The organism is Bradyrhizobium sp. NP1 (genome assembly GCF_030378205.1).
Taxonomy (GTDB): Bacteria; Pseudomonadota; Alphaproteobacteria; order Rhizobiales; family Xanthobacteraceae; genus Bradyrhizobium.
In genome coordinates this window covers 5,589,613-5,613,084 of record NZ_CP127385.1, presented here as the reverse complement: position 1 = coordinate 5,613,084, position 23,472 = coordinate 5,589,613, and the positions used below count along the sequence as shown (strand labels likewise).

At 63.9% G+C, this 23,472-nt stretch carries 24 protein-coding genes; 13 read left to right on the top strand and 11 right to left on the bottom strand.

Going from position 1 to position 23,472, the window contains the following annotated elements; all coding sequences use genetic code 11:
• The first annotated feature begins 113 nt into the window (after positions 1-113).
• Positions 114-1,358 carry a flavin-dependent oxidoreductase gene (locus QOU61_RS27210; RefSeq protein WP_289654299.1) on the top strand — a complete coding sequence of 415 codons (1,245 nt, stop codon included), beginning with the start codon at positions 114-116 and terminating at the stop codon, positions 1,356-1,358.
• A 10-nt stretch (positions 1,359-1,368) separates the two neighbouring features.
• Here QOU61_RS27210 and QOU61_RS27205 read toward each other — a convergent pair whose 3' ends face one another.
• Positions 1,369-1,821, bottom strand: coding sequence for a cupin domain-containing protein (locus tag QOU61_RS27205; RefSeq protein ID WP_289654298.1), 453 nt, complete (start codon positions 1,819-1,821; stop codon positions 1,369-1,371).
• A gap of 36 nt (positions 1,822-1,857) precedes the next feature.
• On the bottom strand, positions 1,858-3,033 hold the full coding sequence (locus tag QOU61_RS27200; RefSeq protein ID WP_289661782.1) for an ABC transporter substrate-binding protein: 1,176 nt from the start codon (positions 3,031-3,033) through the stop codon (positions 1,858-1,860).
• Between the two features lie 282 nt (positions 3,034-3,315).
• Between QOU61_RS27200 and QOU61_RS27195 the strand changes: the two genes are divergently transcribed.
• The 9 genes from QOU61_RS27195 (at position 3,316) to QOU61_RS27155 (ending at position 11,616) form a co-directional block, all read left to right on the top strand.
• Positions 3,316-3,810 (top strand): MarR family winged helix-turn-helix transcriptional regulator, encoded by a 495-nt coding sequence (locus QOU61_RS27195; RefSeq protein ID WP_289654297.1) that lies wholly within the window; start codon positions 3,316-3,318, stop codon positions 3,808-3,810.
• A 5-nt stretch (positions 3,811-3,815) separates the two neighbouring features.
• Positions 3,816-4,631: an alpha/beta hydrolase gene (locus tag QOU61_RS27190; protein WP_289654296.1), complete on the top strand. Its 816-nt coding sequence runs from the start codon at positions 3,816-3,818 to the stop codon at positions 4,629-4,631.
• A gap of 146 nt (positions 4,632-4,777) precedes the next feature.
• The gene (locus tag QOU61_RS27185; RefSeq protein ID WP_289654295.1) at positions 4,778-6,457 is read left to right on the top strand and encodes an AMP-binding protein; all 1,680 of its coding nucleotides are present in this window, start codon (positions 4,778-4,780) and stop codon (positions 6,455-6,457) included.
• The gene (locus QOU61_RS27180) at positions 6,458-6,913 is read left to right on the top strand and encodes a RidA family protein (protein ID WP_502876826.1); all 456 of its coding nucleotides are present in this window, start codon (positions 6,458-6,460) and stop codon (positions 6,911-6,913) included.
• A gap of 143 nt (positions 6,914-7,056) precedes the next feature.
• Positions 7,057-8,064 carry an ABC transporter substrate-binding protein gene (locus tag QOU61_RS27175; protein WP_289654293.1) on the top strand — a complete coding sequence of 336 codons (1,008 nt, stop codon included), beginning with the start codon at positions 7,057-7,059 and terminating at the stop codon, positions 8,062-8,064.
• Positions 8,065-8,104: 40 nt separating this feature from the next.
• Entirely contained in the window at positions 8,105-8,920 is an 816-nt protein-coding gene (locus QOU61_RS27170) for an ABC transporter permease (RefSeq protein WP_289654292.1), read from the top strand.
• 3 nt (positions 8,921-8,923) lie between these two features.
• Positions 8,924-9,709: an ABC transporter permease gene (locus tag QOU61_RS27165; protein ID WP_289654291.1), complete on the top strand. Its 786-nt coding sequence runs from the start codon at positions 8,924-8,926 to the stop codon at positions 9,707-9,709.
• Entirely contained in the window at positions 9,706-10,767 is a 1,062-nt protein-coding gene (locus tag QOU61_RS27160; protein ID WP_289654290.1) for an ABC transporter ATP-binding protein, read from the top strand. Before QOU61_RS27165 ends, QOU61_RS27160 begins: the two co-directional genes overlap by 4 nt.
• A gap of 9 nt (positions 10,768-10,776) precedes the next feature.
• Entirely contained in the window at positions 10,777-11,616 is an 840-nt protein-coding gene (locus QOU61_RS27155) for a phosphodiesterase (protein WP_289654289.1), read from the top strand.
• An 84-nt stretch (positions 11,617-11,700) separates the two neighbouring features.
• Here the strand turns inward: QOU61_RS27155 and QOU61_RS27150 are convergent, their stop codons facing one another.
• On the bottom strand, positions 11,701-12,543 hold the full coding sequence (locus tag QOU61_RS27150) for a CHAD domain-containing protein (protein ID WP_289654288.1): 843 nt from the start codon (positions 12,541-12,543) through the stop codon (positions 11,701-11,703).
• A gap of 272 nt (positions 12,544-12,815) precedes the next feature.
• Between QOU61_RS27150 and QOU61_RS27145 the strand changes: the two genes are divergently transcribed.
• The 3 genes from QOU61_RS27145 to QOU61_RS27135 all read left to right on the top strand — a co-directional run bounded on the left by QOU61_RS27145 (position 12,816) and on the right by QOU61_RS27135 (position 15,244).
• Entirely contained in the window at positions 12,816-13,784 is a 969-nt protein-coding gene (locus QOU61_RS27145; protein ID WP_289654287.1) for a Bug family tripartite tricarboxylate transporter substrate binding protein, read from the top strand.
• Between the two features lie 296 nt (positions 13,785-14,080).
• The gene (locus tag QOU61_RS27140) at positions 14,081-14,827 is read left to right on the top strand and encodes a Crp/Fnr family transcriptional regulator (protein WP_289654286.1); all 747 of its coding nucleotides are present in this window, start codon (positions 14,081-14,083) and stop codon (positions 14,825-14,827) included.
• Between the two features lie 150 nt (positions 14,828-14,977).
• Positions 14,978-15,244 (top strand): hypothetical protein, encoded by a 267-nt coding sequence (locus tag QOU61_RS27135; protein ID WP_289654285.1) that lies wholly within the window; start codon positions 14,978-14,980, stop codon positions 15,242-15,244.
• Here the strand turns inward: QOU61_RS27135 and QOU61_RS27130 are convergent.
• The 8 genes from QOU61_RS27130 to QOU61_RS27095 form a co-directional block, all read right to left on the bottom strand.
• On the bottom strand, positions 15,235-16,716 hold the full coding sequence (locus tag QOU61_RS27130; protein ID WP_289654284.1) for an ATP-binding cassette domain-containing protein: 1,482 nt from the start codon (positions 16,714-16,716) through the stop codon (positions 15,235-15,237). The two genes, QOU61_RS27135 and QOU61_RS27130, sit on opposite strands and share 10 nt — an antisense overlap.
• Positions 16,717-16,727: 11 nt before the next feature.
• Positions 16,728-17,654 (bottom strand): branched-chain amino acid ABC transporter permease, encoded by a 927-nt coding sequence (locus tag QOU61_RS27125; protein ID WP_289654283.1) that lies wholly within the window; start codon positions 17,652-17,654, stop codon positions 16,728-16,730.
• A gap of 1 nt (position 17,655) precedes the next feature.
• On the bottom strand, positions 17,656-18,531 hold the full coding sequence (locus QOU61_RS27120; RefSeq protein WP_289654282.1) for a branched-chain amino acid ABC transporter permease: 876 nt from the start codon (positions 18,529-18,531) through the stop codon (positions 17,656-17,658).
• A gap of 94 nt (positions 18,532-18,625) precedes the next feature.
• Positions 18,626-19,885, bottom strand: coding sequence for an ABC transporter substrate-binding protein (locus QOU61_RS27115; RefSeq protein ID WP_289654281.1), 1,260 nt, complete (start codon positions 19,883-19,885; stop codon positions 18,626-18,628).
• A 171-nt stretch (positions 19,886-20,056) separates the two neighbouring features.
• Entirely contained in the window at positions 20,057-20,728 is a 672-nt protein-coding gene (locus QOU61_RS27110) for an ATP-binding cassette domain-containing protein (protein ID WP_289654280.1), read from the bottom strand.
• Complete coding sequence (locus QOU61_RS27105) at positions 20,725-21,474, bottom strand: ABC transporter ATP-binding protein (protein WP_289654279.1); 750 nt, start codon at positions 21,472-21,474, stop codon at positions 20,725-20,727. The genes QOU61_RS27110 and QOU61_RS27105 overlap by 4 nt, the downstream gene beginning before the upstream one ends.
• Positions 21,471-22,460, bottom strand: coding sequence for a branched-chain amino acid ABC transporter permease (locus QOU61_RS27100; protein WP_289654278.1), 990 nt, complete (start codon positions 22,458-22,460; stop codon positions 21,471-21,473). The genes QOU61_RS27105 and QOU61_RS27100 overlap by 4 nt, the downstream gene beginning before the upstream one ends.
• Positions 22,460-23,356, bottom strand: coding sequence for a branched-chain amino acid ABC transporter permease (locus tag QOU61_RS27095; protein ID WP_289654277.1), 897 nt, complete (start codon positions 23,354-23,356; stop codon positions 22,460-22,462). Before QOU61_RS27095 ends, QOU61_RS27100 begins: the two co-directional genes overlap by 1 nt.
• Positions 23,357-23,472 lie beyond the last annotated feature (116 nt).

Below are 23,472 nucleotides of genomic sequence, written 5' to 3'. Positions count from 1 at the left end.
CAGGTGGAGAAAACCCGCACCCAGCTCAAGGTTGAAGCGACGAAGCCGCTTGCCGCGGAGCGACGGCTCATGCGACGCTGGGCGGTAGCGTTGCGTTTGCGGAGTAGAGGGCGATGAAGGCGATAATCGTCGGCGGCGGCGTCGGTGGCCTGACCACTGCGCTGATGTTGCGTGCGCGCCGCATCGATTGCGAGCTGTACGAACAGGCGGATACGATCCGCGAACTTGGTGTCGGCATCAACACGCTTCCGCACGCGATCCGCGAGCTTGCCGGCCTCGGCCTCCTGGATCGGCTCGACGAGGTCGCGATCCGCACCGGCGAGCTGTTTTATCTGACGCGGCACGGCCAGCAGGTTTGGCACGAAAAGCGCGGTCTTGATGCTGGGCACGAGGTGCCACAATTCTCCATCCATCGCGGCCGCCTGCAGGGCATCATTCACGAAGCGGTAGTCGCGCAGCTCGGGGCGGACGCCATTCATACCGGTTGCCGGTTAGGGGCGTTCAGCCAGGACGAGGGTGGCGTCACCGCCTATTTCTTCGACCGCAGCGGCGCGCACACGCATACCGCGCGCGGCGACATTCTGATCGGCGCCGACGGCATCCACTCCAAGGTGCGGCAGGCACTGTTTCCGGAGGAGGGACCGCCGTGCTGGAACGGCTTGATGCTGTGGCGTGGTGCGGCGGACTGGCCGGCATTCCTCACCGGCCGTTCGATGATCATCGCGGGCGGCCTGAATGCCAAGGCGGTGGTCTATCCGATCGCGGAGGGTTCGAGCCCGGCAAGCCGCCTGACCAATTGGGCGGTGCTGGTCCGGATTGGCGATGGCTCAACCCCGCCGCCGCGGCGCGAGGATTGGTCGAGGCTTGGCAAGCCGGAAGAACTGATGCCGCACGTCGCGGGCTTCTCGATCCCGCAGGTCGATTTCGCGAGCCTGATCCGGGCCACCCCCGAGTTCTGGGAATATCCGTGCTGCGACCGCGATCCGCTGCCCTATTGGTCGAGTGGCCGCGTCACGCTGCTTGGTGACGCTGCGCATCCGATGTACCCGGTGGGCTCTAATGGCGCGTCACAGGCGATCCTTGATGCCCGATGCCTCGCCGACGCGCTGGCGCGCTCGGAGCATCCGCGCCAGTCGTTGCAGGCCTATGAGCGCCAGCGCCTGCCAATGACCGCCGATATCGTCGCATCGAACCGCCGCGGCGGCCCCGAGGGCGTGATCGACGCAGTCGAGCAGCTTGCGCCGCAGGGATTCACCGATATCGACACCATCCTGAGCTACGAGGCGCGCGAGGCAATCGTGCGTGGCTATGCCGCCAAGGCCGGCTTTGCCGCCCGCGTGGTGGCGCGGCAATCCTGATCAACGGCTGCTAGGCGGGCGGTGGCGGCAGGAAGTGGATGTTGTGCTCGGCAGCGAGCTTGACCACGTCGTCCGGGTTTTGCTGTTTCATATTGTGAATGGCCCAGAACAGGTCGTAGAGCCTGCGCGTCGGCGACACCCAGAACAATGTCTTGGCGTTCTGCTGGGATTTGTTGAAGATGCCGTGCGGCTTGCCCATCGGCAGCCGCACCGTGTCGCCGGCGGTCGCGAACTCGTCGGCGCCGTCGAGCATGAAGTCGAGCCGACCCTCGAGGATGTAGAGATATTCGTCCTGGTCGGGATGGATGTGCGGCGGCACGAAGGTGCCGGGCGGAAACGTCGCGTGCCAGGAAAAGGAATGTTCGGTTCTACTCTTCGGCACGTAGGTCTGGCCGAGAATGTTCCAGGTAATACCCTGGATGCCTTCATTGGCGCGCGTAATGCCAGCGACCTCTGCTTTCATGGCTTCGTTTCCTCCCTGCATTGAGTTGGCCGGCGCTCAGTTGGCCGGCGCGCAATCCTTGGCGTAGCGATCGCCATAGTTCTCGAATACCTTCTGCACGATCTCGGTCTGGAATTTGCCGTCCGGCCGCTTGGCGACTTTTGTCAGGTAGAAATCCTGAATCGGGTAGCCATTGGTGTTGATCCTGAACTTCCCACGCAACGACGTGAAGTCGGCCTTCTTCAATGCGGCCGCCACGGCCGTCTTGTTGCCGAGATCGCCTTTCACGGCTTTCACCGCGCTGTCGATCAGGAGGGCGGCGTCGTACGCCTGCATGGCATAGGTGCCGGGCACGCTGTTGTAAGCCGCTTCATAGGCTGCGACGAATTTTCGGCTCGGCGGGTTGTCGAGATCGGGGGCCCAGTCGGCGCCGCCAAACATGCCAACCGCCGCGTCCTGCTGCGCCGGCAGTGTCGATTCATCGACGGTGAAGGCCGACAGGAAGGGAATCCGCTCGGCGAGCCCCGCCTGCTTGTACTGCTTGACCAGGTTGACGCCCATGCCGCCCGGCATGAAGGTGAAGACGGCGTCCGGATTGAGCGAGGCGATTTTCGAGAGCTCCGGCTGGAAGTCCAGCGTGTTCAGCGGCATGTAGGATTCCTCGACGATCTCGCCATTGTAGTCGAGCTTGAAGCCTGCAACCGAGTCCCGTCCAGCCTGATAGTTCGGCACCAGCACATAGACGCGCTTGTAGCCGCGCTCCTGCGCCACCTTGCCAAGGATCTCGTGCACCTGGTCGTTTTGGTAGGACGTCACGTAGAAGAACGGGTTGCATTCCTTGCCGGCATAGCTTGACGGGCCGGCGTTCGGGCTGATCAGGAACGTCTTGGTGTCGGTGACGGGCTTGTGTATCGCCAGCAGGATGTTGGAAAAGATCGGGCCGACCACGAAATCCACCTTGTCGCGCTCGAGTAACCCCCTGACCTTGGTCACGGCGGCATCAGGCTTCAGCTCGTCGTCAGCCACGACGACTTCGACATCCCGTCCGCCTAGCTTGCCGCCAAGATCCTTGACCGCGAGCGCGAAACCGTCGCGTGCCTGCTGTCCCAGCACGGCCGCCGGGCCCGACAGCGTCAGGATCACTCCGATCTTGATTTTTTCCTGCGCGACCGCGGGGTGGATGGTCATGCCCAACAAAGCCGCCAGCCCAGCCCAACACCACTTCTGCTTCATCTCGTTTCCCTCGATCGGCCGCGCGCCGCCGCCATGCCGTGGGTTCAAGCTTATGCTGATGCAGACCAGTGCTGCAAGCGAACCGATGGTCCGCCGTGTTCGCCGCGACCCTTGCCATGCAAGCGGCGCGCCAATTACTTGAAGCTTAAAGAAAATCCGAAAACCGCGGGCATCACGATGTCTTCTACTTTGACTTGCAGTGCCGCCCGAATTATTTGAAGGTCAAAATGATGAGCCGACGCGAGGCTTGCGAGCGGCGAGGCTGGCGGGTTGGATTGCACCATGATGCTTGATTCCGAGACCAAGGCCGTCGAGCTTCCGGAAGACCATGGCAACGAGCTGCGCCTGTGGCTGCGCCTTCTCACCTGCACGACGCTGATCGAGGGAACTGTCCGCAGCCGGCTGCGCGAGCGGTTCGATGTCACGCTGCCGCGCTTCGACCTGATGGCGCAGCTCGATCGGGCACCCGACGGCATGACGCTGTCGGACGTTTCCAAGCGGATGATGGTTTCCAACGGCAACGTGACAGGATTGGTGGAGCGACTTGTCGAATCCGGCCATCTCGACCGCCGAACTTCGGACTCCGATCGTCGGGTCCAGGTCATCCGCCTGACCAAGGCGGGCCGGTCCGAATTTCGAAAGATGGCGGCCGAGCACGAGACCTGGATTGCCGATATTTTCGCCGAGTTGACGCCGAAAGACGTGCGCGACTTGATGCGGCTTCTGGCCAAGGCCAAGGGATCGGCACAGAAGGCTGCCGGCCGGCGGGCGACGTGATCGCCGTGCCCGGCATCGACTACGAGGTCGAGTACAACAACCGGGCGCGGGTGCCGGAACATCCGGCCCTGATGGCGGGTTGGGCGCGCGACGCGGCGGCCTACCGCATGCAACGTCCGCCGCAATCGATCGCCTACGGCGCGGGCCAACGCCAAACGATCGATCTCTTTGCCGGCGACGGCGATGGGCCGATCGTCGTTTTCATTCACGGTGGCTACTGGCAGGCGCTGGATGGCTCGTCCTTCAGCCACTGCGCGCGCGGGCTGAACGCCCATGGCATCGACGTCGCAGTCCCGACCTATGATCTGTGTCCCCGGGTGACGGTCGCTGAGATCGTCGGCGAGATGGGTACCGCGGCCCGCGCGCTGGCGCGGTTCGGTCGTCCGCTGGTGGCGAGTGGTCACTCCGCCGGCGGCCACCTTGCCGCCTGCCTGCTTGCGACGGATTGGCGGGCGCTCGATCCATCCTTGCCGAACGACCTCGTTGTGGCTGCGTATACGATCTCCGGCTTGTTCGATCTGGCGCCGCTGATCGAGACTTCGCTGAACAACGCCTTGCGGCTTGATCCGGATTCGGCGAGGGCTGCAAGCCCGTTGTTCTGGCACCCGCCTGAGCATGGCAGCCTCGATGCGCTCGTGGGCGGTAACGAAAGCGCCGAATATTTCCGCCAGAGCCGTGCCATCGTCGAGCAATGGGGCGTGGCTGACATTGCCACCCGGTTCGACACCATCGCCGATGCGAACCATTTCACCGCGATCGCCCCCTTGGCCGACCCTGCGTCGCCCATGGTGGCGCGGCTGAAGCAACTCGCCGGACGCTAGGCGTTTTGAAAAAAGCACGAGATCACCCGGATTCGGGGCTCTTGCGTCCAGATATTTTAAGTATAAAATGTTTAGGAATGAAGCGCCGCCAGGCGTCCTCGATATTGGTCTTGAGCCTTTCATCGGAAAGCGAGGGGCGAACAGAAATGTCAGGAAGAAATCCGAACCTCGGCCCGTCAGGCCATGTTGACGATTTCACGCGGCGAAATCTTCCGCCGTTCGAACAGTGGCCGGACTTGCTGCTTGATCGGCCGGAGTTTCAATACCCCGAATATCTCAACGTTGCGGTCGAGCTGACCGACCGGCTGGTGGAGAAGGGATTTGGCGACCGCACCGCGCTGATCGGTAACGGCCGCCAGCGCACCTACAAGGAACTCGCGGACTGGTCCAGCCGTCTTGCGCATGCTCTGGTCGAGAATTACGGGGTCAAGCCCGGCAATCGCGTCCTGATCCGCTCCGGCAACAACCCCGCGCTCGTCGCAGCCTGGCTTGCGGCAACCAAGGCCGGTGCTGTCGTCGTCAACACCATGCCGATGCTGCGCGCCGGCGAACTGACCAGAATCGTCGACAAGGCCGAGATTGCGCTGGCGCTGACCGACAGCCGGATCGCCGATGAACTGGTCGCTTGCGCCAAGACCAGCCGCTTCCTCAAGCAGGTCGTGAATTTCGACGGAACGTCGAACCATGACGCGGAGCTCGATCGGGTCGCGCTCAACAAGCCGGTCCGGTTCGATGCGGTGAAGACCGGCCGCGACGATGTGGCCCTGCTGGGTTTCACGTCAGGGACCACGGGCGAGCCGAAGGCGACGATGCATTTCCATCGCGATCTGCTGATCATCGCGGACGGTTATGCGAAAGAGGTGCTCAAGGTCATCCCCGACGACGTCTTCGTCGGCTCTCCGCCGCTGGCGTTCACGTTCGGGCTCGGGGGCCTGGCGATCTTTCCGTTGCGCTTCGGCGCCACGGCGACGTTGCTCGAGAACGCTGCTCCGAGCGAGATGGTCAAGATCATCGAGACCTACAAGGCGACGGTCTGCTTCACCTCGCCCACGGCCTATCGGGCGATGATGGCGGCGATGGACAACGGCGCCGATCTATCGTCGCTGCGCCTTGCGGTATCGGCCGGCGAAACACTTCCTGCGCCGGTGTTCGAAAGCTGGACAGCCAAGACCGGCAAACCGATCCTGGACGGCATCGGCAGCACCGAACTGCTGCATATCTTCATCAGCAATCGGCAGGGCAATGCCGTCGGTGGAAAGACGGGATATCCAGTCACGGGCTATGAGGCCAGGATCGTCGATGACGGGATGAAGGAACTGCCGGCCGGCGCGCCTGGCAAGCTCGCGGTACGCGGGCCGACCGGATGCCGTTATCTGGCGGACGGCAGGCAGACCAACTATGCTCGCGATGGCTGGAATCTGACTGGCGATACGTTCGTGCAGGATGAAGACGGCCGCTTCTCCTTTGTCGCGCGCTCCGACGACATGATCATCTCCTCCGGCTACAACATCGCCGGCCCCGAAGTCGAGGCTGCGCTGCTGTCGCATCCCGCCGTGGCCGAATGCGGTGTCGTCGGCGCGCCGGACGAGGCGCGCGGCATGGTCGTCAAGGCCTATGTGGTGCTGGCTGCCGGCGTGACGGGTGATGCCGCAACGGTCCTGGCGTTGCAGGATCATGTCAAGCAGACGATCGCACCTTATAAATATCCACGCGCGATGGAGTTCGTCGCGCAACTCCCCAAGACCGAGACCGGCAAGCTGAAGCGGTACGCCTTGCGGCAGATGGCACAGGCGGGCTCGGCCTCGACCGGCGTCGCCGCCGAATGAATGGAGTATTCAGTGAATAGCGCTGACGCGTCCGGGCTCGCCGTGCGGGCGGCCGAAAACGACGCACCGCGAGTCCTGCAGCCGAGCGGCTGGCCGGCACCGAAAGGCTATGCCAATGGCATGGCGGCGGACGGCCGCATCGTGGTGACCGGCGGCGTCATCGGCTGGGACGCGCAGGAGCGCCTGGCCTCCGGCTTTCTGGCGCAGGCCCGTCAGGCGCTGTCCAACATCGTGGCCATTCTCGCCGAGGGTGGCGCAGGGTCACAGCACCTGGTTCGGCTCACCTGGTATGTCGTCGATATGGATGAATATCTGGCGAACCTGAAAGAACTCGGCGCGATCTATCGCGAAATCCTTGGCGCGCACTATCCGGCCATGGCGCTGGTCCAGGTCGTCCGGCTGGTCGAAAAGGCGGCCCGCCTTGAAATCGAGGCCACCGCCGTGGTGCCGCGCTAGTCCGGCCGGCGAGTGTCCCCGCCTACTTTGCTGCGGAGCAAAAAGCCGCCGTCGCAAATCCTTCATCCGCGGCCTATACTTGGTCCGCTGTTGATGCTGATCTTGCGTCCTGCTTGCGCTTTTCCCTTGCCCGGAGCCTTTGTATGAAGACCGTCCGCCTTGTCCTGACGTTGCTCGCGCTGACCCTGTTCGCGCCATGGCAATCCGCCGAGGCCGCGGACGTCATCTGCTACAACTGCCCGCCGGAATGGGCGGACTGGGCGTCCATGCTCAAGGCCATCAAGGCCGACCTCAACTATGACATTCCCCATGACAACAAGAATTCCGGCCAGGCGCTCGCGCAGATCCTGGCCGAGAAGAACAATCCGGTCGGCGATATCGGTTATTTCGGCGTTACCTTCGGCATGAAGGCGAAGGCGCAGGATGCGCTCGAGCCATACAAGCCTGCCCATTGGGACGAGGTCCCAGCCGGATTGAAGGATCCCGACGGCTACTGGACCACGATCCATTCCGGCACGCTCGGCCTGTTCGTGAACAAGGATGCGCTCGGCGGCAAGCCCGTGCCGGCCTGCTGGAAAGACCTGCTGAAGCCGGACTACAAAGGCATGGTGGGCTATCTCGATCCGTCCTCGGCGGCGGTTGGCTATGTCGGTGCGGTCGCGATCAACCTCGCGCTCGGCGGCTCTGCCTCGAATTTCGATCCGGCCATCAACTTCTTCAAGGAGCTGCGCAAGAACGATCCGATCGTGCCCAAGCAGACATCCTACGCCCGCGTCGTCTCCGGCGAGATGCCGATCCTGCTCGACTACGACTTCAACGCCTACCGCGCCAAATATTCCGAGAAGGGCAACTTCGCCTTCGTCATCCCCTGCGAGGGATCGGTGGTGTTTCCCTACGTCGTCGGCCTCGTGAAGAATGCGCCCGACAAGGAGAAGGCCAAGAAGGTCATCGACTACCTGCTCTCCGACAAGGGGCAGGCGATCTGGACCAATGCTTATCTGCGTCCGGCGCGCCCGATCGAGCTGCCGGAGGCCGTCAAGAGCAAATTCCTGCCCGACAGCGACTACGCCCGCGCCAAGAGCGTGGACTGGGGCGAGATGGAAAACGTGCAAAAAGGCTTTGTCGACCGCTATCTCGCCGAGGTGCGCTGAGGCAATATGGTGCCTCCTTCCCAGGGGCACCATTCGCTCGATGTCGCGTAATTCCTTTGTCTGGCTCTGCCTGCTGCCGCTTTGCGTCGTCACGACGGCATTCTTCCTGCTGCCGATGGCGCGCCTGGTTGTCATCGGCGCCGAGGGGCCGCAGGGGCTCTCGGGCTATCTCGCGATCCTGACCGAGCCCCGCTATCGCGCGACGTTGATCAACACGGTCGTGCTTGCCGCGGCCACCACCGCCGTGACACTGATCGTGGCGACGATTGCCGGCATGTTCCTGCAGCGCCATCGCTTCCCGGGCCGTGCCGTGCTGATCGCGATGTTGACCTTTCCGCTGGCGTTTCCCGGCGTCGTGGTCGGCTTCATGATCATCCTGCTGGCGGGCCGCCAGGGCCTGCTCGGCGATATCGCGAGCCGGTTGTCCGGCGAGAAGATCGTGTTCGCCTATTCGATCTACGGCCTCTTTCTCGGTTATCTCTACTTCTCGATCCCGCGCGTGATCCTCACCGTGATGGCGGCGGTGCAGAAGCTCGACGTCGGCCTGGAGGAGGCGGCGCGCTCGCTGGGCGCCAGTCCCTGGGCGGTGCAGCGCGACGTGGTGCTGCCGGCGCTGGCGCCGGCCTTTGTCGCCTCTGGCGCCATCGCCTTCGCTACCGCGATGGGCGCCTTCGGCACGGCGTTCACGCTTGCCACCAATATCGACGTGCTGCCGATGCTGATCTACACCGAGTTCACGCTGGCCGCGAATTTTGCCACGTCGGCTGCGCTGTCGGTGGGGCTTGGCATCATCACCTGGCTTATCCTGGCGCTCGCCCGCTCGTTCTCGGGCAGCGCGGTCGCGGCGGCGGGATAGTTGATGCGCGATCGCCTGATCTTCACCAGCCAGCTCCTGTTCACGCTACTCGTCGCCGCCTTCCTGGTCGTGCCGGCGGTGCTCTCGATCATGGCCGGCGTCACCGTGAACTATTTTCGCGGTATCCAGTCGGGCCTCACCCTGCAATGGGTGGCGCAGGTCTTCGATCTCTATGCCGGCACTATCGGTTTGTCCTTCCTGATTGCCTTCGCGACACTTGCGGTGACGCTGCTCGTGGGCGTTCCTGCTGCTTACGCCCTGCATGTGCGGGCAGGGCGGCTGTCGCGGTTCGTTGAAGAGATCATCACGCTGCCGCTGGCAATCCCCGGCCTTGCCATCGCGCTCGCCCTGCTGCTGTCCTACGGCGGGTTCAGCGACTTTCGCCGTTCCTGGCTCTTCATCCTCACCGGGCACGTCATCTTCACCATGCCATTCATGGTGCGATCGGTAATGGCGGTATTCGCGACCGTCGACATCAGGACGCTGGACGAGGGCGCGGCTTCGCTCGGCGCCTCGCCCTGGCGGCGCTTTCTTGGCGTGATCGTGCCCAATGCGGTGCCGGGAATACTGGCGGGATCGCTCATGGTGGTGACGCTGTCGCTCGGCGAATTCAACGTCACCTGGATGCTGCATACGCCGCTCACCAAGACGCTGCCGATCGGCCTTGCCGACAGCTATGCCTCGATGCGGCTCGAAGTGGCGTCCGCCTACACGCTGATCTTCTTCGTCATGATCATCCCGCTCCTGGTCGCGATGCAGATGTTTGCCGACAGGGAGCACGCGAAATGAGCGTCGACGCCGGCCATGGCGCCGCGGTGCGGATCGAGAATTGCGGCAAGACGTTTGCCGACGGCACGCGCGCGCTGGAGCCCGCGACACTCGACATCGCGCGTGGCGAGACGCTGGTGCTGCTCGGACCCTCCGGCTGTGGCAAGACCACGATGCTGCGCATCATCGCAGGCATCGAGACGCCCGATACCGGCGGCAGGGTGCTGTTTGACGGCAAGGACGTGACCGGGGTCGCGATCGAGCGGCGCAATGTCGGGATGGTGTTCCAGTCCTACGCGCTGTTTCCCAATATGAGCGTCGCCGACAATATCGGCTACGGGCTGAAAATCCGCCGTGTGCCGAGAGAGGCCCGCGCCGCGCGCATCGCCGAGCTCGTCGAGCTCACCAACATCACGGGGCTGGAGAACCGCCGGATCGACCAGCTCTCCGGCGGCCAGCGCCAGCGTGTGGCGCTGGCGCGCGCAGTCGCGATCCGTCCCGGCATCTTGCTGCTCGACGAGCCCCTGACCGCGCTCGACGCGGCGTTGCGCGATCGCCTGCGCGGGGAGCTCAATCGCCTGCTCCGCGCGCTCGGCATCACCGCGATCTACGTGACGCATGACCAGGCCGAGGCAATGGAGCTCGGCGACCGCATCGTGGTCATGCGCAAAGGCGCGATCGCGCAGATCGGGTCGCCGCGCGACATCTATTTCACGCCGAACAGCCGCTTCGTCGCCGAGTTCATCGGTGCTGCCAACATCGTCGAGGCGCCGGTCGATAACGGACATCTGATGCTGCCGGGAGGCCGCCAGCCGATCGGCGGCGCAGCGAGCCTTGCCGCTGCGATCGCCATGATCAGGCCAGAGACCATCGGGATCGTCGATTCCGGCAACGCGCCGCTGTCCGGGACAGTCGAGAGCGTCAGCTTCACGGGAGACCGGCAGCGGGTTGTCGTCGGCGGCGCGTCGCACAAGCCATTGACGGTCGACGCGCCGAACACCATTGAGCTGAAGGCCGGCCAGCGGGTCGGACTTTCGATCGCGCCGGAGGCCGTTCGACTGTTGCCAGCCGAGGGATGAGAGGGATCGATGTCGTCCAGGCCCGTTCGTATCGCGCAAGTTTCCGACCTCCACGTCAAATCGCCGGGTGCGCTTGCCTATGGTCGCGTCGACACCGCGAAGGCGCTGGAGCGCTGCGTTGCCGCGCTCAACGCATTCGTCCCGGCCCCGGACTTCGTCGTCATTTCCGGTGATCTTGCTGACACCCCTGCTTCTGAGGAATATGAGTATCTGGCGCGCCTGCTGGCGCCGCTGAAGCTGCCGTTTGCCGCGATTCCCGGCAATCACGATTCGCGCGAGATGATGCGCGCAGCGTTCCCGAACGCGCCTTATGCCTCGGTTTCCGGCCCACTCAACCAGAAGATCGCCGTGGGAGGTCTCGACCTGCTGCTGCTTGATTCCAGCGTGCCGGGAAAGCCGCATGGCGAACTCGATCCGTCAACCTTGAGCTGGCTGGATGCTGCGCTGGTAACGACCGCCGACCGGCCGGCGCTGCTGTTCCTGCATCATCCGCCGTTCATCGCCGGCATCTGGCACATGGACCGCCAGAATCTCGCCAATGCCGGTGACCTTGCAGCGATCGTCCAGCGCCACCCGCGGGTTCGGCTGATCGCCACCGGCCACGTTCACCGCGCAACGTTCACGATGTTTGCCGGCGTGCCCTGCACGATCTGTCCGGCGCCCAACCACGCCGTCGATCTCGATCTTGCCGAACTGCGCGAGCCGTCGTTCAAGGTGGAGCCGCCGGCCTTTCACCTTCATGCCTGGTTTCCCGGTGCGGGCTTCGGCGACATGGTGACCCACCAGGTGCCGATCGGAGAATTCGACGGACCGCATCCGTTCTTCGGACCGGACGGCGAGCTGCTCTAAGGGCCGGCTAGGCGCCGTCACGCTAGTGGAGCGGATTTGACGTTCGCTACGCGCCTGCCGCGATGGGATGCGAATGTTAGACCACTAGATAGTGGAATCGAGCTTGCGATAGGCCTTGGCGGCCTTCTTCAAGAGCCGTTTCTTGCGCTTCGGTGTGAGGAATTCCAGCGAGGTCGGCGCGCCGTTCTGCGTGATCTCGCCAGCGAGCGCGTCGCCCCGCGCCGCGTCGTTCAGCTCGCCCAGCGATCTCTGCGCCTTGCGCAGATGCTTGAGCGCAGCCTTCTGCTTTGAAAAGGCCTTGCTTGTAAAGAGGTCCTCGAGGGAATCGATCGAATAGGTGAGCTTCTTGTTCAGCAGCCTCAGGCGGTGCCGTTTCTCCGTTCCCATCTCGCGAAGCTTGCGGCTCTTCTTGAGGAGTCTGGACTCCCACTCCGCCAATTTGTCCGCGCTATAATCTGCCACCGGCAAGGCGCGCGCTTTCGCCGCCTGCTTGCCCTTTTTTGTCGACCAGGGACCGTTCTCGATCCAGGCCGAAACCTGATCGATCAGCCAACGGTATCGCACGGAGCTGAGCATGCGCGTCAGATGCTGGTGGGCTTGCGCGTTTCTGGCCTTCCAGGACTGCAGGGCCGCCGCTACTGCCGGCTTGCGCTTGCCATTAATGGCCTTGATCCGTTCGATGGCGACGTCGAGGTCGCGGACCGCGCCGAGCTCGCCGTTCAGCCATTTCAGCTCGTCCCTGATTTCGTCGCGAAGGCTGTCCTCGACCATGGGCGAGAAGAACAGGATCGCGGAGCGCAGATGCGTCAAGGCGACGCGCATTTGGTGCAGTGCGTTCGGATCGCCCTTGGCGGCGGCCTCGCTGTGGGCGTTCAGGCTGTCGAGATGCCGCCGCGCCACGATGCGGAAGGCGGTGTCGCACGCCATCGCGCCATTTAATCGCGCTGCGGGGTATTTCCGTTCTCCCGCGGCTCTTTTGCGCGAGGAAGAAGCGGTACCTGCGGATTTCTGGCGCGGCGGCATGGTCGTTCGCGGTGAGGGGCTTGGGCCCATGGCCGCGATATTATAGGTCCCGCCACCTGCGGCAACCTCGCGAACCGAAGGCGGCCAGGGTGGCGCGGCTTGCAAGCCGTGGGCGGACAGCGCAATCTTTCAAAAAAGCGGTAGCTCCGAGGGGCCGCCGGCACAAAGGGGGGTGTATGCGCCTGTTTCGCTTGCTGGTTCTACTGCTTGGCCTAGCCGGAAGCGCCCCCGCGCAGGCGCAGGCGAATTACCCCGATCGGCCAATCAAGATGATCGTGCCGCTGGCCGCGGCCAGCGCGGTCGACGTTGCCGCCCGCATCGTCACGCAGAAGATGGCCGACAACATGGGCCAGCAGTTCGTGATCCTGAACCTGCCGGGCGCGTCCGGCCTGATCGGGGCCGAGCAGGTCGCGCGGGCGGAGCCGGATGGCTACACGATTGGCGGCTTCAACGACAGCATCATGACCATGGTGCCGAACCTGCAGTCGAACATGCGCTGGGACATCCTGAAGGATTTCGAGCCGATATCGCTCGTTGCCACCGTGGAATGGGGCCTGATTGCCGGCAACCAGACGACCTACAAGACTGCGGCCGATCTCATCGCCGCGGCGAAAGCGGCGCCGGGGAAGATCGACTATAGCTCGGGCGGCCCCGGCAGCCCGCAGCATCTCGCCATGGCGATGTTTGCTTCCAGCGCCGGCATTGCGTTGACCCACGTGCCCTATAAAGGCGCGACGCAGGCCGCCACCGACGTCGCGGCGGGCCAGATTCCGGTCGGTTTCCAGGGACTCGGCACGGTTGCTGCGCTGGTGCGCGGGGGACAGGTCCGGCTGATCGGAGTGACGACGGAAAAGCGGCTGCCGCAATTCCCCGATGTGCCGACGGTCTCGGAGTCGGGCCTGCCTGGTTTCACCTTCAACTCCTGGTTTGCGATGCTGGCGCCGGCCGGCACGCCGAAGGCGATCATTGCCCGGCTGAATGCCGAGGCACTGAAGGCGATCAGCGACCCCGACGTGCGCCGCAAGCTGGAGGAGCTCGGCTTTGCGATCCGCGGCAGCTCGCCGGACGAGCTGGGGGCCATGACACGCGAGCAGCTCGCCAAATATGCCCGCGTCATCAGGGAAATGGGCATCGTCAACGAGTGATGCGGAGATTATACCCGAACACGCCAGACGTGTTTATGTATTTGTTAACTACCTAAAGTAATTTTTTGCACGATTGTCAAGATTTCCGTCGGCTGCTCCCAGCGTCAAAAAAGCGTTGGCGGAGAGTGAACTGTATCACTTGGTGGGGCGGGCCGGGCTTGCTATTGTCCAGTGAAGGTGGTCGCGATTTTGGTCATTCTGGAGGGCGGCAGTCCCCATCTCCATAGGCCTCCACCGCTGGCAGTTGCATGCTTCCTGGCGAAAAAGGCGATCGGTGAATGGCTCCGGAAAGGCCCATGGCTGAAGCTCTGTCCGGCGGCGGGAAAGCCGGCGAGGCGCCGCGAACCGTGAGCAGCAAATTGTCCGTGCTGCGTCGGCACCCGATCTTTTCCCATCTCGAGCCCGATGCTCTCGACCAGCTCTGCCGCTACGCCAAATACGTGACGCTGAAGCGGGGCGCTTCGATCTTTTCCAAGGGCGATCCGGGCAACAGCCTGTTTGCGGTGGTTTCGGGCACCGTGAAGATCAGCATTTCCTCGCCCGATGGTCGCAATGCGATCCTGAACCTGATCGGCGCCGGCGAGATTTTCGGCGAGATCGCGATCCTCGACGGTGCGCCGCGCAGCGCCGACGCCACCGCCAATGCCAATTGCGAACTCTTTGTCATCGACCGGCGCGAATTCCTGCCCTTCGTGCGAAGCCAGCCGGCGCTCTCGATGCGATTCATCGAATTGTTGTGTGCCCGGCTGCGCTGGACCAGCGAGCAGGTCGAGCAGATCATCCTGCAGAACCTGCCGGGCCGGCTGGCGAGCGCGCTGATCGGCTTGACCGAAAAGCGCGGGCTCGAACCGGCAAGCCAGACGATCGCCATCACGCAGCAGGAAATCAGCGAGATGGTCGGCATGACGCGCGAAAGCATCAACAAGCAGTTGCGCGCCTGGGCTGCACGCAACTGGGTCCGGCTTGAGCATGGCGCGATCGTCGTGCTGGATGCCGATTCGCTTCGCGATCTGGTCGAGGCGGGGGCGGTCGACGAGAAGTAGACCAGGCGGCAATATCGCCCGCGCGCCACGTCCTGGCGAGCGGTGTCTCATATCAGCATCGCAGCCGAAAAAATCCGGCAAATGTGATCGAGATTGCATGTGCGCGCTCGATCCGTCGGTATTTGCATGGGTGCAATCCCGGAGGCACCCGTGCAGCGAAATTTCGACGAATTGAGTCCATCCGATCGCCGCTTTCTCACCAACTGGACGGCGGCCGTCCTCGCCATCCATGGCGGCCTTGTTCTGGTGCTGATCGCGATAGCGACCGGCTATCCCGCTGCATCGGACCGGATCTCGGAAGCGGTGCAAGCCGAATATCTCGTCAACGTTCCGTCCGTGAGCGAACCGACGCAAGTCGCGCAACCGCGCCGCGAGATAAAGACCGCAGGGCAGCTCGAGGCCAGCGCTCAGAGATAGCCTTCGCCGGCCTCCACGGCGAAGCGGCCGGGATCGCCTTCCCATACGATCCGGGCGTGCTCGAGCACGTAGACACGGTCGGCATGCGGCAGGGCGAAGGTGACGTTCTGCTCGCCCAGCAGCACCGTGATCGAGGTGGTCTGCCGCAGCTTCTCCAGCGCTTTCGACAATTGCTCGAGAATGACCGGCGCAAGACCCAGCGTCGGCTCGTCCAGGATCAGGATTTTCGGCTGCATCATCAGCGCGCGACCGATCGCGAGCATCTGTTGCTCGCCGCCTGACAGGGTCTGCGCCAACTGGCCCTGCCGTTCTTTCAGAATCGGAAACAGCTCGAACAGCCAAGCCAGTTGCCTGGCCCTTTCTTCCTCCGAGAGGTGCTGCCCGCCAAGGTCCAGATTCTCCCGCACCGTCATTTCACCGAACAGCTCGCGCGATTCCGGACACTGCACGATGCCGCTGCGGGCGATGCGGGCCGGGCTGATGCCGCGCAGTTTCTCGCCGTCGCGAATGATGTCGCCGGTATAGGGCAAAAAACCAGAGATCGCGTTGAACAGCGTGGTCTTGCCGGCACCGTTCAAGCCGACGACGGAGACGAATTCGCCGTGGTGGATGTGGATCGAGACGTTTTGCAGCGCCTGCGCCTTGCCGTAGTACACGCTCAGATTCTCGACTTGCAGCGCAGGCACCTTGTCCTTGAAGCTGGTCTCGGGTCGGGCGTGCGTCTCGATCGCACCGCCGAGGTAGACCCGCCGCACGGTCTCATTGCGCATCACCTCGTCGGCGCGGCCGGTGATGATTTCCTCGCCGAGATACATCGCAAGTACGCGGTCGACCAACGCGGCCACGCTCTTGACGTTGTGATCGACCAGGAGCACCGCGCGGCCTTCGTCGCGGAAGCTTCGGATCAGCTCGGAAAACACGGCGACTTCGGCAAGCGTCAGTCCGGCAAAGGGTTCGTCGACCAGCACGACCTTGGGGTCGCGGGCGATCGCTTTCGCAAGCTCCAGTCGGCGCAGATCGGCAAAGGGCAGGGTCGGCGGGCGGCGGTCCATGACCTTGCCGAGGCCAACGCGGTTGGCGATCCATTTGGCGCGTTCAGTCAGCGCCGCATCGGGAAACAGCATGAACAGGCTGTCGGGCAACAGCGCGACCATGATGTTTTCCAGCACCGTCTGCCGGTTCAGCGGCCGCGAGTGCTGAAACACCATGCCAAAGCCTTTGCGCGCGATCTTGTGCGCCGGCAGGCCCGCGACGTCTTCACCCTGGAAGATCACTTGTCCGGCGGTCGGGCGCTCGATCCCCATGATCGCCTTCATCGCAGTGGATTTGCCGGAACCGTTCGGACCGATCAGCCCAAAGATTTCGCCGGGGCGCAGCTCGAGAGCGAGATTCTTTACCGCGGTGAGGCCGCCGAAGCGCTTGGTCAGGCCGCGCACCTGAAGGATCGGTGCCGTGCTGTCGGTGGCGTTCATGCTGGCATTCGTCACGAGCGGGCCTCGCGCGAGAGGGCTGCGCCGAGGAAGCCGCCGGGGAAGAACAGCACGACCAGCAGCGCGATGAACGATACGATGAAGGTCGCAAGCTCTCCCGTCGGCCGCAGGAATTCCCCGAGCACGATCAGGAAGATGGAGCCGAGGGCGGCGCCCAGCACAGTGCGCCGGCCGCCGAGCACGGCGGCGACGATGACGTTCACGCCGACGGCGATGTCGACCACGGTGCCCACCGAAGCCGTGCCGAAATAGAACACCAGCAGCGCGCCCGACAATCCCGAAAAGAAGGCGCTGACGACGAAGGCGGCGAGCTTGTGCTTGACGATATTGAAGCCGAGCGCGCCGGCCTGCACCGGATCCTGTCCGCTTGCCTGCAGCACGAGGCCGATCGGCGACTGCGAGAGACCGTAGAGGATCGCGGCGCTGATCGTCATGAAGCCCAGTGCGATCCAGTAATTGGCGTTGGCGTTGATGGTGATGACGTCGGGAATGGTGAGTCCGATCTCGCCGCCGGTGAGATCGGCAAACACCACGACGAAATTTTGCAGCATCAGCACCGCAACCAGGGTCGTCAGCCCGAAATAGGGGCCGCGAACCCGCAACGCCGGCAGCGCCAGCACGAGCCCGGCAATCACGGACGCCAGCGCGCCGAGCAGGATGCAGACATAGACCGACCAGCCATACTGGTTATTGAGAATGCCGGCGGTATAGGCGCCGACGCCGATCAGGAAGGTCGGGCCGAAATTCACTTCGCCGGCGAAGCCGAACAGGAGGTCCCAGGCCATCGCGAACACGCCGAAATAATAGGCGACGGTGAGCAGGCCCAGCACGTAGCCCGAGACGTAGAGCGGCAGTGTGGCTGCAACAACCACCGTAACGAGCGAAATCACGAACAGGCGCGATGTGAAGAAGCCGGCCATCTCAGCGCCTCCCAAGCAGGCCCTGCGGCCGGACATACATGACTGCGACGAGCAACAGGAGCGCAGGAATGGTGCGGTAGGCCGGCGAGATCAGGTAGGCGGTGATGGTCTCGAGATAGCCGACCACGAAGGCCGCAATCAGCGAACCCGACACGCTGCCGAGCCCGCCCAGCACGACGATCGAGAACGCGCTCGCCGTCAGCGGCCCGACGCTGTAGGAGCTGACGCCCAGGAACATGCCGAGCAGGACGCCGGCGATGCCGGCAAGGATGCCGTAGATCGTCCAGACCACAATGTAGATGTTGGTGAGCTCGAGCCCGAGCAGGGTGACCCCGCGCGGGTTCATCGAGGCGGCCAGCACCGCCTTGCCGGTGCGGGTACGGTTCACGAGCAGCCACAACAGCGCGATCACGAGACAACAGACGACCGCGGTGAAGATCTCGTTCCTGGGCGTGCGCACGCCCAGGATGTCGACGACGCCTTCGACGATCGGCAGCACGGTCTTGGCGTTGTTGGTGAAGAAATAGGCGATCAGCTCCTGGATCATGATGCCCCACAGGAGCGTGCCGGTGAGGACGAAGATCTCCTTTTCCTCATTGGCGATCCGCGTCGATCGCTGGATCGGCTGCACCACCGCGAAATAGGTGGCGTGGGCCGCGATGAGGGCCACCGCGACTCCAATCAGCGCACCGGAGTAGGTGTCGGTATGCAGCAAGCTGGCCGCCGCCCAGGCCGCCACGGCGGCCGCGACCATGATCGCGCCATGCGCGAGGTTGAGCACGCCGGAGACGCCGAAGATCAGGGTGAAGCCGGTTGCGCCGAGCGCGTACAGGGCGCTGACGGCAAAGCCGTCGATCAATATCTGGAAAGCAAGCATCGGATTGGGGGCGGCAGCACCGCCGCCTCAACTCCTTTGATAGCGACAACTGGCAAAGGCGCTCCCGGGCGAGCCCGGGAGCGCAATCCCTGTTTTAATTGGCGGTGACCTTGATGAAGCTTGGGAACTTGATCTCGGTCTTGGCAACTTCCTTGGGCCAGACCGCGACCTGCTGGCCATCCTGCCATTGCAGCATCAAGCCCGTGATCAGCCCTTTGCCGTATTTGATCGAGTGGGTGAACGGGTCGTCCTTGCCATAGAACTGCACGCGACCGATGGTGCCTTCCCAGTCGGTCTTTTCCAGCGCGTCGACGAGCTTGTCGGCGTCGGTCGAACCGGCGCGCTTTACGGCGTCGGCGATGAAATAGACCTCGTCATAGGCGGTGTAGCCGGCATAGGAGGGGAAGTTGCCGTACTTCGTCTTGAATCCGTCTGCGAACGGGATCGACTTCGGGGTCACCGCAACGCCCGGCCCGGACACGCCCTGGTACAGCACGCCATTGGCGGCGTCGTTGGTGTCCTTGCCGAAGGTGGAGTTGGTGGCCTGCGAAGAGATACCGAACATCGGTATCGGCACCTGCTGGTTCTTCCACTGCACGGTCGGCTGCACGCCGACATGCGAAATGCCCGTGATCATGACGTCGGGCTTGACGGCCTCGATCTTGTTGAAGATCGGCGTGAAGTCGGTGGTGTCGGGCGAGAAGCGGATGTGATCCAGCACTTTCAGTCCGACCTTGGGCAGGCACTCCTCGTATCCGACGTCGAGCGGCTTAGTCCAGGCGGCGTCCTCGCTGACGATGACGGCGGTCTTCATGTGCTTCTGGTCGACCAGCAGCTCCTTGGCGGCGTCGCAGACCGACAGGGCCAGCGCAGCCGAGGTCAGGTAGCCATGGAAGGTGTATTTGTTCTTCTCATAGTCGGCATGGACGCTCTTGCTGATCTCGTTCGAGGCCGCGCCCGGCGTGATGAACGGCGTCTTCAGCCGCGATGCCCACGGCTCGAGCGCCAACACCACCTCGCTGATGTAGCTGGCGATCACCACGTTGACCTTGTCCTCGTTCACGGCGCGTTGAAAGGCGCGCACGGAATCGGCCGACGAGGAGTGATTGTCATAGGTGATGATCTCGATCTTGCGGCCGTCGATGCCGCCTTTGGCGTTGATCTCGTCGGCTGCCATCTGGGCGGCCTGTGGGATCGAGGCGCCCGCGATGGCCTGGGCTTCCGCGATCACGCCGATCTTGATCGGATCTGCGGCCAGCGCCTGGCCCGGAAACGTGGTCAAAAGGCCCAGCGCGGTCGCGCCAAGCAGGCCTTGCACTGACCAAAAAACAGGCGGTTGGGATGTTGTTTTCATGTTGTTCCTCTCCTTCTTGTTATTGAGCTATTCGGCTTCGTTGGCAGTTGTTGGCAACATTGTACCCAGCGTTCCGCGCGCAGCAAGCGAAACCGCGCGCCACGGGTCGGTGCCGTGGCAGAACTAAAGTCGATGGTCGAACCGGGAATAGGCGTGCCTCGCATGGCCATCTCAGACTGCGGCCCGGACGGGAGTTACGTTCGCGCCGCGTTCGATCCTGAACTCGCGATCGACCAGCTCGCGGGAATGGTTCATGTCCGATTGCGCCATCAGCATGGTGAGCGCCTTGCCACGGAGCGAAGCCAGCACCTCGGCAAGGCGTTCCGACAGGGCCGGCGCGATGCCTTCGAACGGCTCGTCGAGCAGCAGGCACTTCGTCCCGATCGCAAGCGCGCGGCCGAGCGCGACGAGTTTCTGCTGGCCACCGCTCAACAGCAGCGCCTTGCGGTCGCGCATCTCGGCAAGCTCGGCGATCACCTCATAGACGAAGTCGAGTCTTGCCTTGCGTTCGATGTGCCTGCCCACCCACAATGGCAGCAGGATGTTTTCCTCCACTGTCAGTTGCGGCACCAGGCAGCGGTCTTCCGGCATGTAGCCGATGCCGAGCGCGGCGCGGGCGTGGCGCGGCCGCGCCGAGAGGTCCTGCCCCTCGAAGCGCAGGCGACCGCGCACCGGCTTCAGATGCCCCATGATCGAGCGCATCAGGGTGGTCTTGCCGGCGCCGTTGCGCCCGACCAGGCTCACCATCGCGCCCTTGTCGACCTGCATGGAAAAACCGCGCAGCGCCGTCATCGAGCGGATGTCGACGACGAGGTCCTCGATCTCGATCAGGGGTGCGTTCATCTTGCGCTCCCGGTGACGTAGCGCCGCACTTCGGGATCATCCAGCACATGATGCGGCTCGCCGTCGGCGAGGATGCGGCCGGAATAGAACGCGACCACGCGGTCGGCATAGCGGCTCACGATGTCCATGTCGTGCTCGACGAACACGATGGTGGCGGCATCAGGTGCCACCGCATGGATCACGCGATCCATGGTCGTGAATTTCTCTTCCGCCGATACGCCCGAGGTCGGCTCGTCGAGCAGCAGGAGCCTGGGGCGGCGCGCCAGCGCCATCGCGATATCGACGAGCTTGCGGACGCCGCCGGCAAGCTCCGACACCGGACGGTCCGCATGTCCGGCAAGGCCGAAGCGCTGCAGGAGCTCGAGCGCGCGTTCGCGGCGCTCGCCTGCTTCGGCGGGCGAATGCATTGACAACGCGCGCCCCCCCGCGCCCGAAACCGCGACCGTCAGGTTTTCCGCGGCCGTCAGCTCGATGAAGAGTTGCGGGATCTGGAACGAGCGGGAGATGCCGAGCTGCGCGACGCGCCGCGGCGGCCGGCCGACGATGTCGACGCCGTCAAGTGCGATAGAGCCGCTGTCAGGTGCAAGGTAGCCGGTCACGATGTTGACGAAGGTGGTCTTGCCGGCGCCGTTGGCGCCGATCAGGCTCACCTTCTGGCCTGCGGCGATGTCGATCGAGAGCGCTTCGGCAGCGGTCACTGCGCCAAATCGCTTGTTGACCGCGCGCACGGACAGCAGCGTGCTCACGACGCGGTCCTTTCCTCGGTGGCGGTGGCGGTTGCCGCCGGCGCCTCGGGCTTCCTGCGGCCCTCGCGAATCCAGAGCGAGCCGACGCCGCGAGGCAGGAACAGGATGACGGCGAGCAGGAAGAAGCCGAGCACGAGCTGCCAGGTGTTGGGCAAATACAGGTTCGAGAAGGAGCGCACGAGTTCGAGCGCGAGCGAAGCCACGAACACCGCGACCACGCTTTGATATCCGGCGAGCACCGCGATGAAGACGAACTCGCCGGACGTGGTCCAGTAGGCGAATTGCGGATCGATATGCCGTTGCGCCATCAGCGCAAACGCGCCGCTGGTTCCCGCGCAAGCCGCAGCAACCGCGAAGTTGACCGTGATGACCCGGCTCGCCGACAGGCCGAGATATTCGACCCGAAGATTGTTCTCGCGTACCGCGAGACTGGCCAGCCCGAATTCGGAACGGAACAGGATCGTCGCCGCGATGGCGGCAAACCCGGTGGTGACGACCGCGACGGCATAGAGCATGAAGTCGGCCTCGCGCGTGTCGGTGAACGTCACGCCGAACAGGCTCGGGCGGCCGACGTTGAAGCCGTCGGAACCGCCGAGCACGGTGGTCTTGACCAGCACGCCGTAAAACACCATCGACAGCGCAAGCGTCAGCATGCCGAAGAAGATTCCGCTATAGCGGGCAATCAGCGGACCGATCAGGAGGCCGAGCAGGCCGCCGCAGATGGCGCCGATCAGCAATTGCGCGACCGCATCGGTGATGCCCCAATGGTTGGCGACCAGCGCCACGCCATAGCCGCCCGAGGCAAAGAACAATCCTTGCCCGAACGACACGTTGCCGGTGCGCGCGACGATCACGATGCCGAGAGCGACCAGCGCGTTGGCGGCGGCGATCGTCGCCAGCGACAGGGTCCAGGTCGGCAGCAGCCGGCCGAGCAGCGTGACCGCGATCACCGGAACGAGCAGGGCGAGGGGGTGGTGACGTCCCATCAGATCCGCCTCGCGGTCTCGCGCTTGAACAGCCCTTCCGGGCGGAACAGCAGCACCGCCGCCATGATCACATAGATCATGAACAGCTCGATCTGCGGCATCAGGTGCACCGAGGCCGATCGCGCCAGCCCAACCAGAAGGGCGCCGACGGCCGCGCCTTCGACGCTGCCGAGTCCGCCGATCACCACGATGGCGAAGCTCAGGATGATCACATCGGAGGAGAGGCCCGGCTGCATCGAGATCTTGGGCGCCGTCAGCGCGCCGGCGAGCGCCGCCAGCAGCACGCCGAAGGCAAAGGCCGCCGCATACACGCGGTTGACCCGCACCCCCATGCTGACGCTCATTTCCTCGTTATGGATCACCGCGAGCACGATCTTGCCCATCACGGTGCGATTGAGACCGAACCAGACCGCAAACCCGATCGCGGCCGCGGCCGGGATCAGCAGCAAGTCGTAGCCGACATAATAGAGTCCGGCGAACTCGACATTGCCGAACAGCTCGTAAGGTTGCGTGGCGTAGATCGGGTTCACGCCCCAGATCAGCTTGGTGGTGTCCTCCAGGATCAGGAAGACGGCATAGGTCACGAGCAGCAGCACGACCTCGTCGCGACCATAGAACAGCTTGAAAAGGCCACGCTCGAGCAGGAACCCGACGATGGAGGCGATCAGTGCGACCGTGATCAGCATCGCGACAAAGCCGAAGGCCGGCGGCAGGCTGTGCGCGGCGGCCAGCGTGACGGTGGTGGCCGCGACATAGGCGCCGAGCGCGTAGAAGCTGCCGTGGGCAATGTTGAGGATCTTCAGCACGCCGAACACCAGCGTTAGCCCAAGCGCGACCACGAACAGCCATGAGGCCTCTATCAGGCCGTCGAGGATGATGGTCAGGAAGAAATTCATGCTGCCTTCATCGCCGGTCGCTTCGAAGTGAAGGCCTGGTCCTCCGCAGGAGAAAGCGGCGCAAGCACCTCGCTCACGCCGCTTCTGCCGTCCATGAGAACCAGGCGCCGCTCAGT

Bases quoted from the DNA above. Each gene is read 5' to 3' on its own strand.
- QOU61_RS27210 (WP_289654299.1), top strand. From the start codon at position 114: ATGAAGGCGATAATCGTCGGCGGCGGCGTCGGTGGCCTGACCACTGCG.
- QOU61_RS27205 (WP_289654298.1), bottom strand. From the start codon at position 1,821: ATGAAAGCAGAGGTCGCTGGCATTACGCGCGCCAATGAAGGCATCCAG.
- QOU61_RS27200 (WP_289661782.1), bottom strand. From the start codon at position 3,033: ATGAAGCAGAAGTGGTGTTGGGCTGGGCTGGCGGCTTTGTTGGGCATG.
- QOU61_RS27195 (WP_289654297.1), top strand. From the start codon at position 3,316: ATGATGCTTGATTCCGAGACCAAGGCCGTCGAGCTTCCGGAAGACCAT.
- QOU61_RS27185 (WP_289654295.1), top strand. From the start codon at position 4,778: ATGTCAGGAAGAAATCCGAACCTCGGCCCGTCAGGCCATGTTGACGAT.
- QOU61_RS27180 (WP_502876826.1), top strand. From the start codon at position 6,458: ATGGAGTATTCAGTGAATAGCGCTGACGCGTCCGGGCTCGCCGTGCGG.
- QOU61_RS27175 (WP_289654293.1), top strand. From the start codon at position 7,057: ATGAAGACCGTCCGCCTTGTCCTGACGTTGCTCGCGCTGACCCTGTTC.
- QOU61_RS27170 (WP_289654292.1), top strand. From the start codon at position 8,105: ATGTCGCGTAATTCCTTTGTCTGGCTCTGCCTGCTGCCGCTTTGCGTC.
- QOU61_RS27165 (WP_289654291.1), top strand. From the start codon at position 8,924: ATGCGCGATCGCCTGATCTTCACCAGCCAGCTCCTGTTCACGCTACTC.
- QOU61_RS27160 (WP_289654290.1), top strand. From the start codon at position 9,706: ATGAGCGTCGACGCCGGCCATGGCGCCGCGGTGCGGATCGAGAATTGC.
- QOU61_RS27155 (WP_289654289.1), top strand. From the start codon at position 10,777: ATGTCGTCCAGGCCCGTTCGTATCGCGCAAGTTTCCGACCTCCACGTC.
- QOU61_RS27150 (WP_289654288.1), bottom strand. From the start codon at position 12,543: ATGGCGTGCGACACCGCCTTCCGCATCGTGGCGCGGCGGCATCTCGAC.
- QOU61_RS27145 (WP_289654287.1), top strand. From the start codon at position 12,816: ATGCGCCTGTTTCGCTTGCTGGTTCTACTGCTTGGCCTAGCCGGAAGC.
- QOU61_RS27140 (WP_289654286.1), top strand. From the start codon at position 14,081: ATGGCTGAAGCTCTGTCCGGCGGCGGGAAAGCCGGCGAGGCGCCGCGA.
- QOU61_RS27130 (WP_289654284.1), bottom strand. From the start codon at position 16,716: ATGAACGCCACCGACAGCACGGCACCGATCCTTCAGGTGCGCGGCCTG.
- QOU61_RS27125 (WP_289654283.1), bottom strand. From the start codon at position 17,654: ATGGCCGGCTTCTTCACATCGCGCCTGTTCGTGATTTCGCTCGTTACG.
- QOU61_RS27120 (WP_289654282.1), bottom strand. From the start codon at position 18,531: ATGCTTGCTTTCCAGATATTGATCGACGGCTTTGCCGTCAGCGCCCTG.
- QOU61_RS27115 (WP_289654281.1), bottom strand. From the start codon at position 19,885: ATGAAAACAACATCCCAACCGCCTGTTTTTTGGTCAGTGCAAGGCCTG.
- QOU61_RS27110 (WP_289654280.1), bottom strand. From the start codon at position 20,728: ATGAACGCACCCCTGATCGAGATCGAGGACCTCGTCGTCGACATCCGC.
- QOU61_RS27100 (WP_289654278.1), bottom strand. From the start codon at position 22,460: ATGGGACGTCACCACCCCCTCGCCCTGCTCGTTCCGGTGATCGCGGTC.
- QOU61_RS27095 (WP_289654277.1), bottom strand. From the start codon at position 23,356: ATGAATTTCTTCCTGACCATCATCCTCGACGGCCTGATAGAGGCCTCA.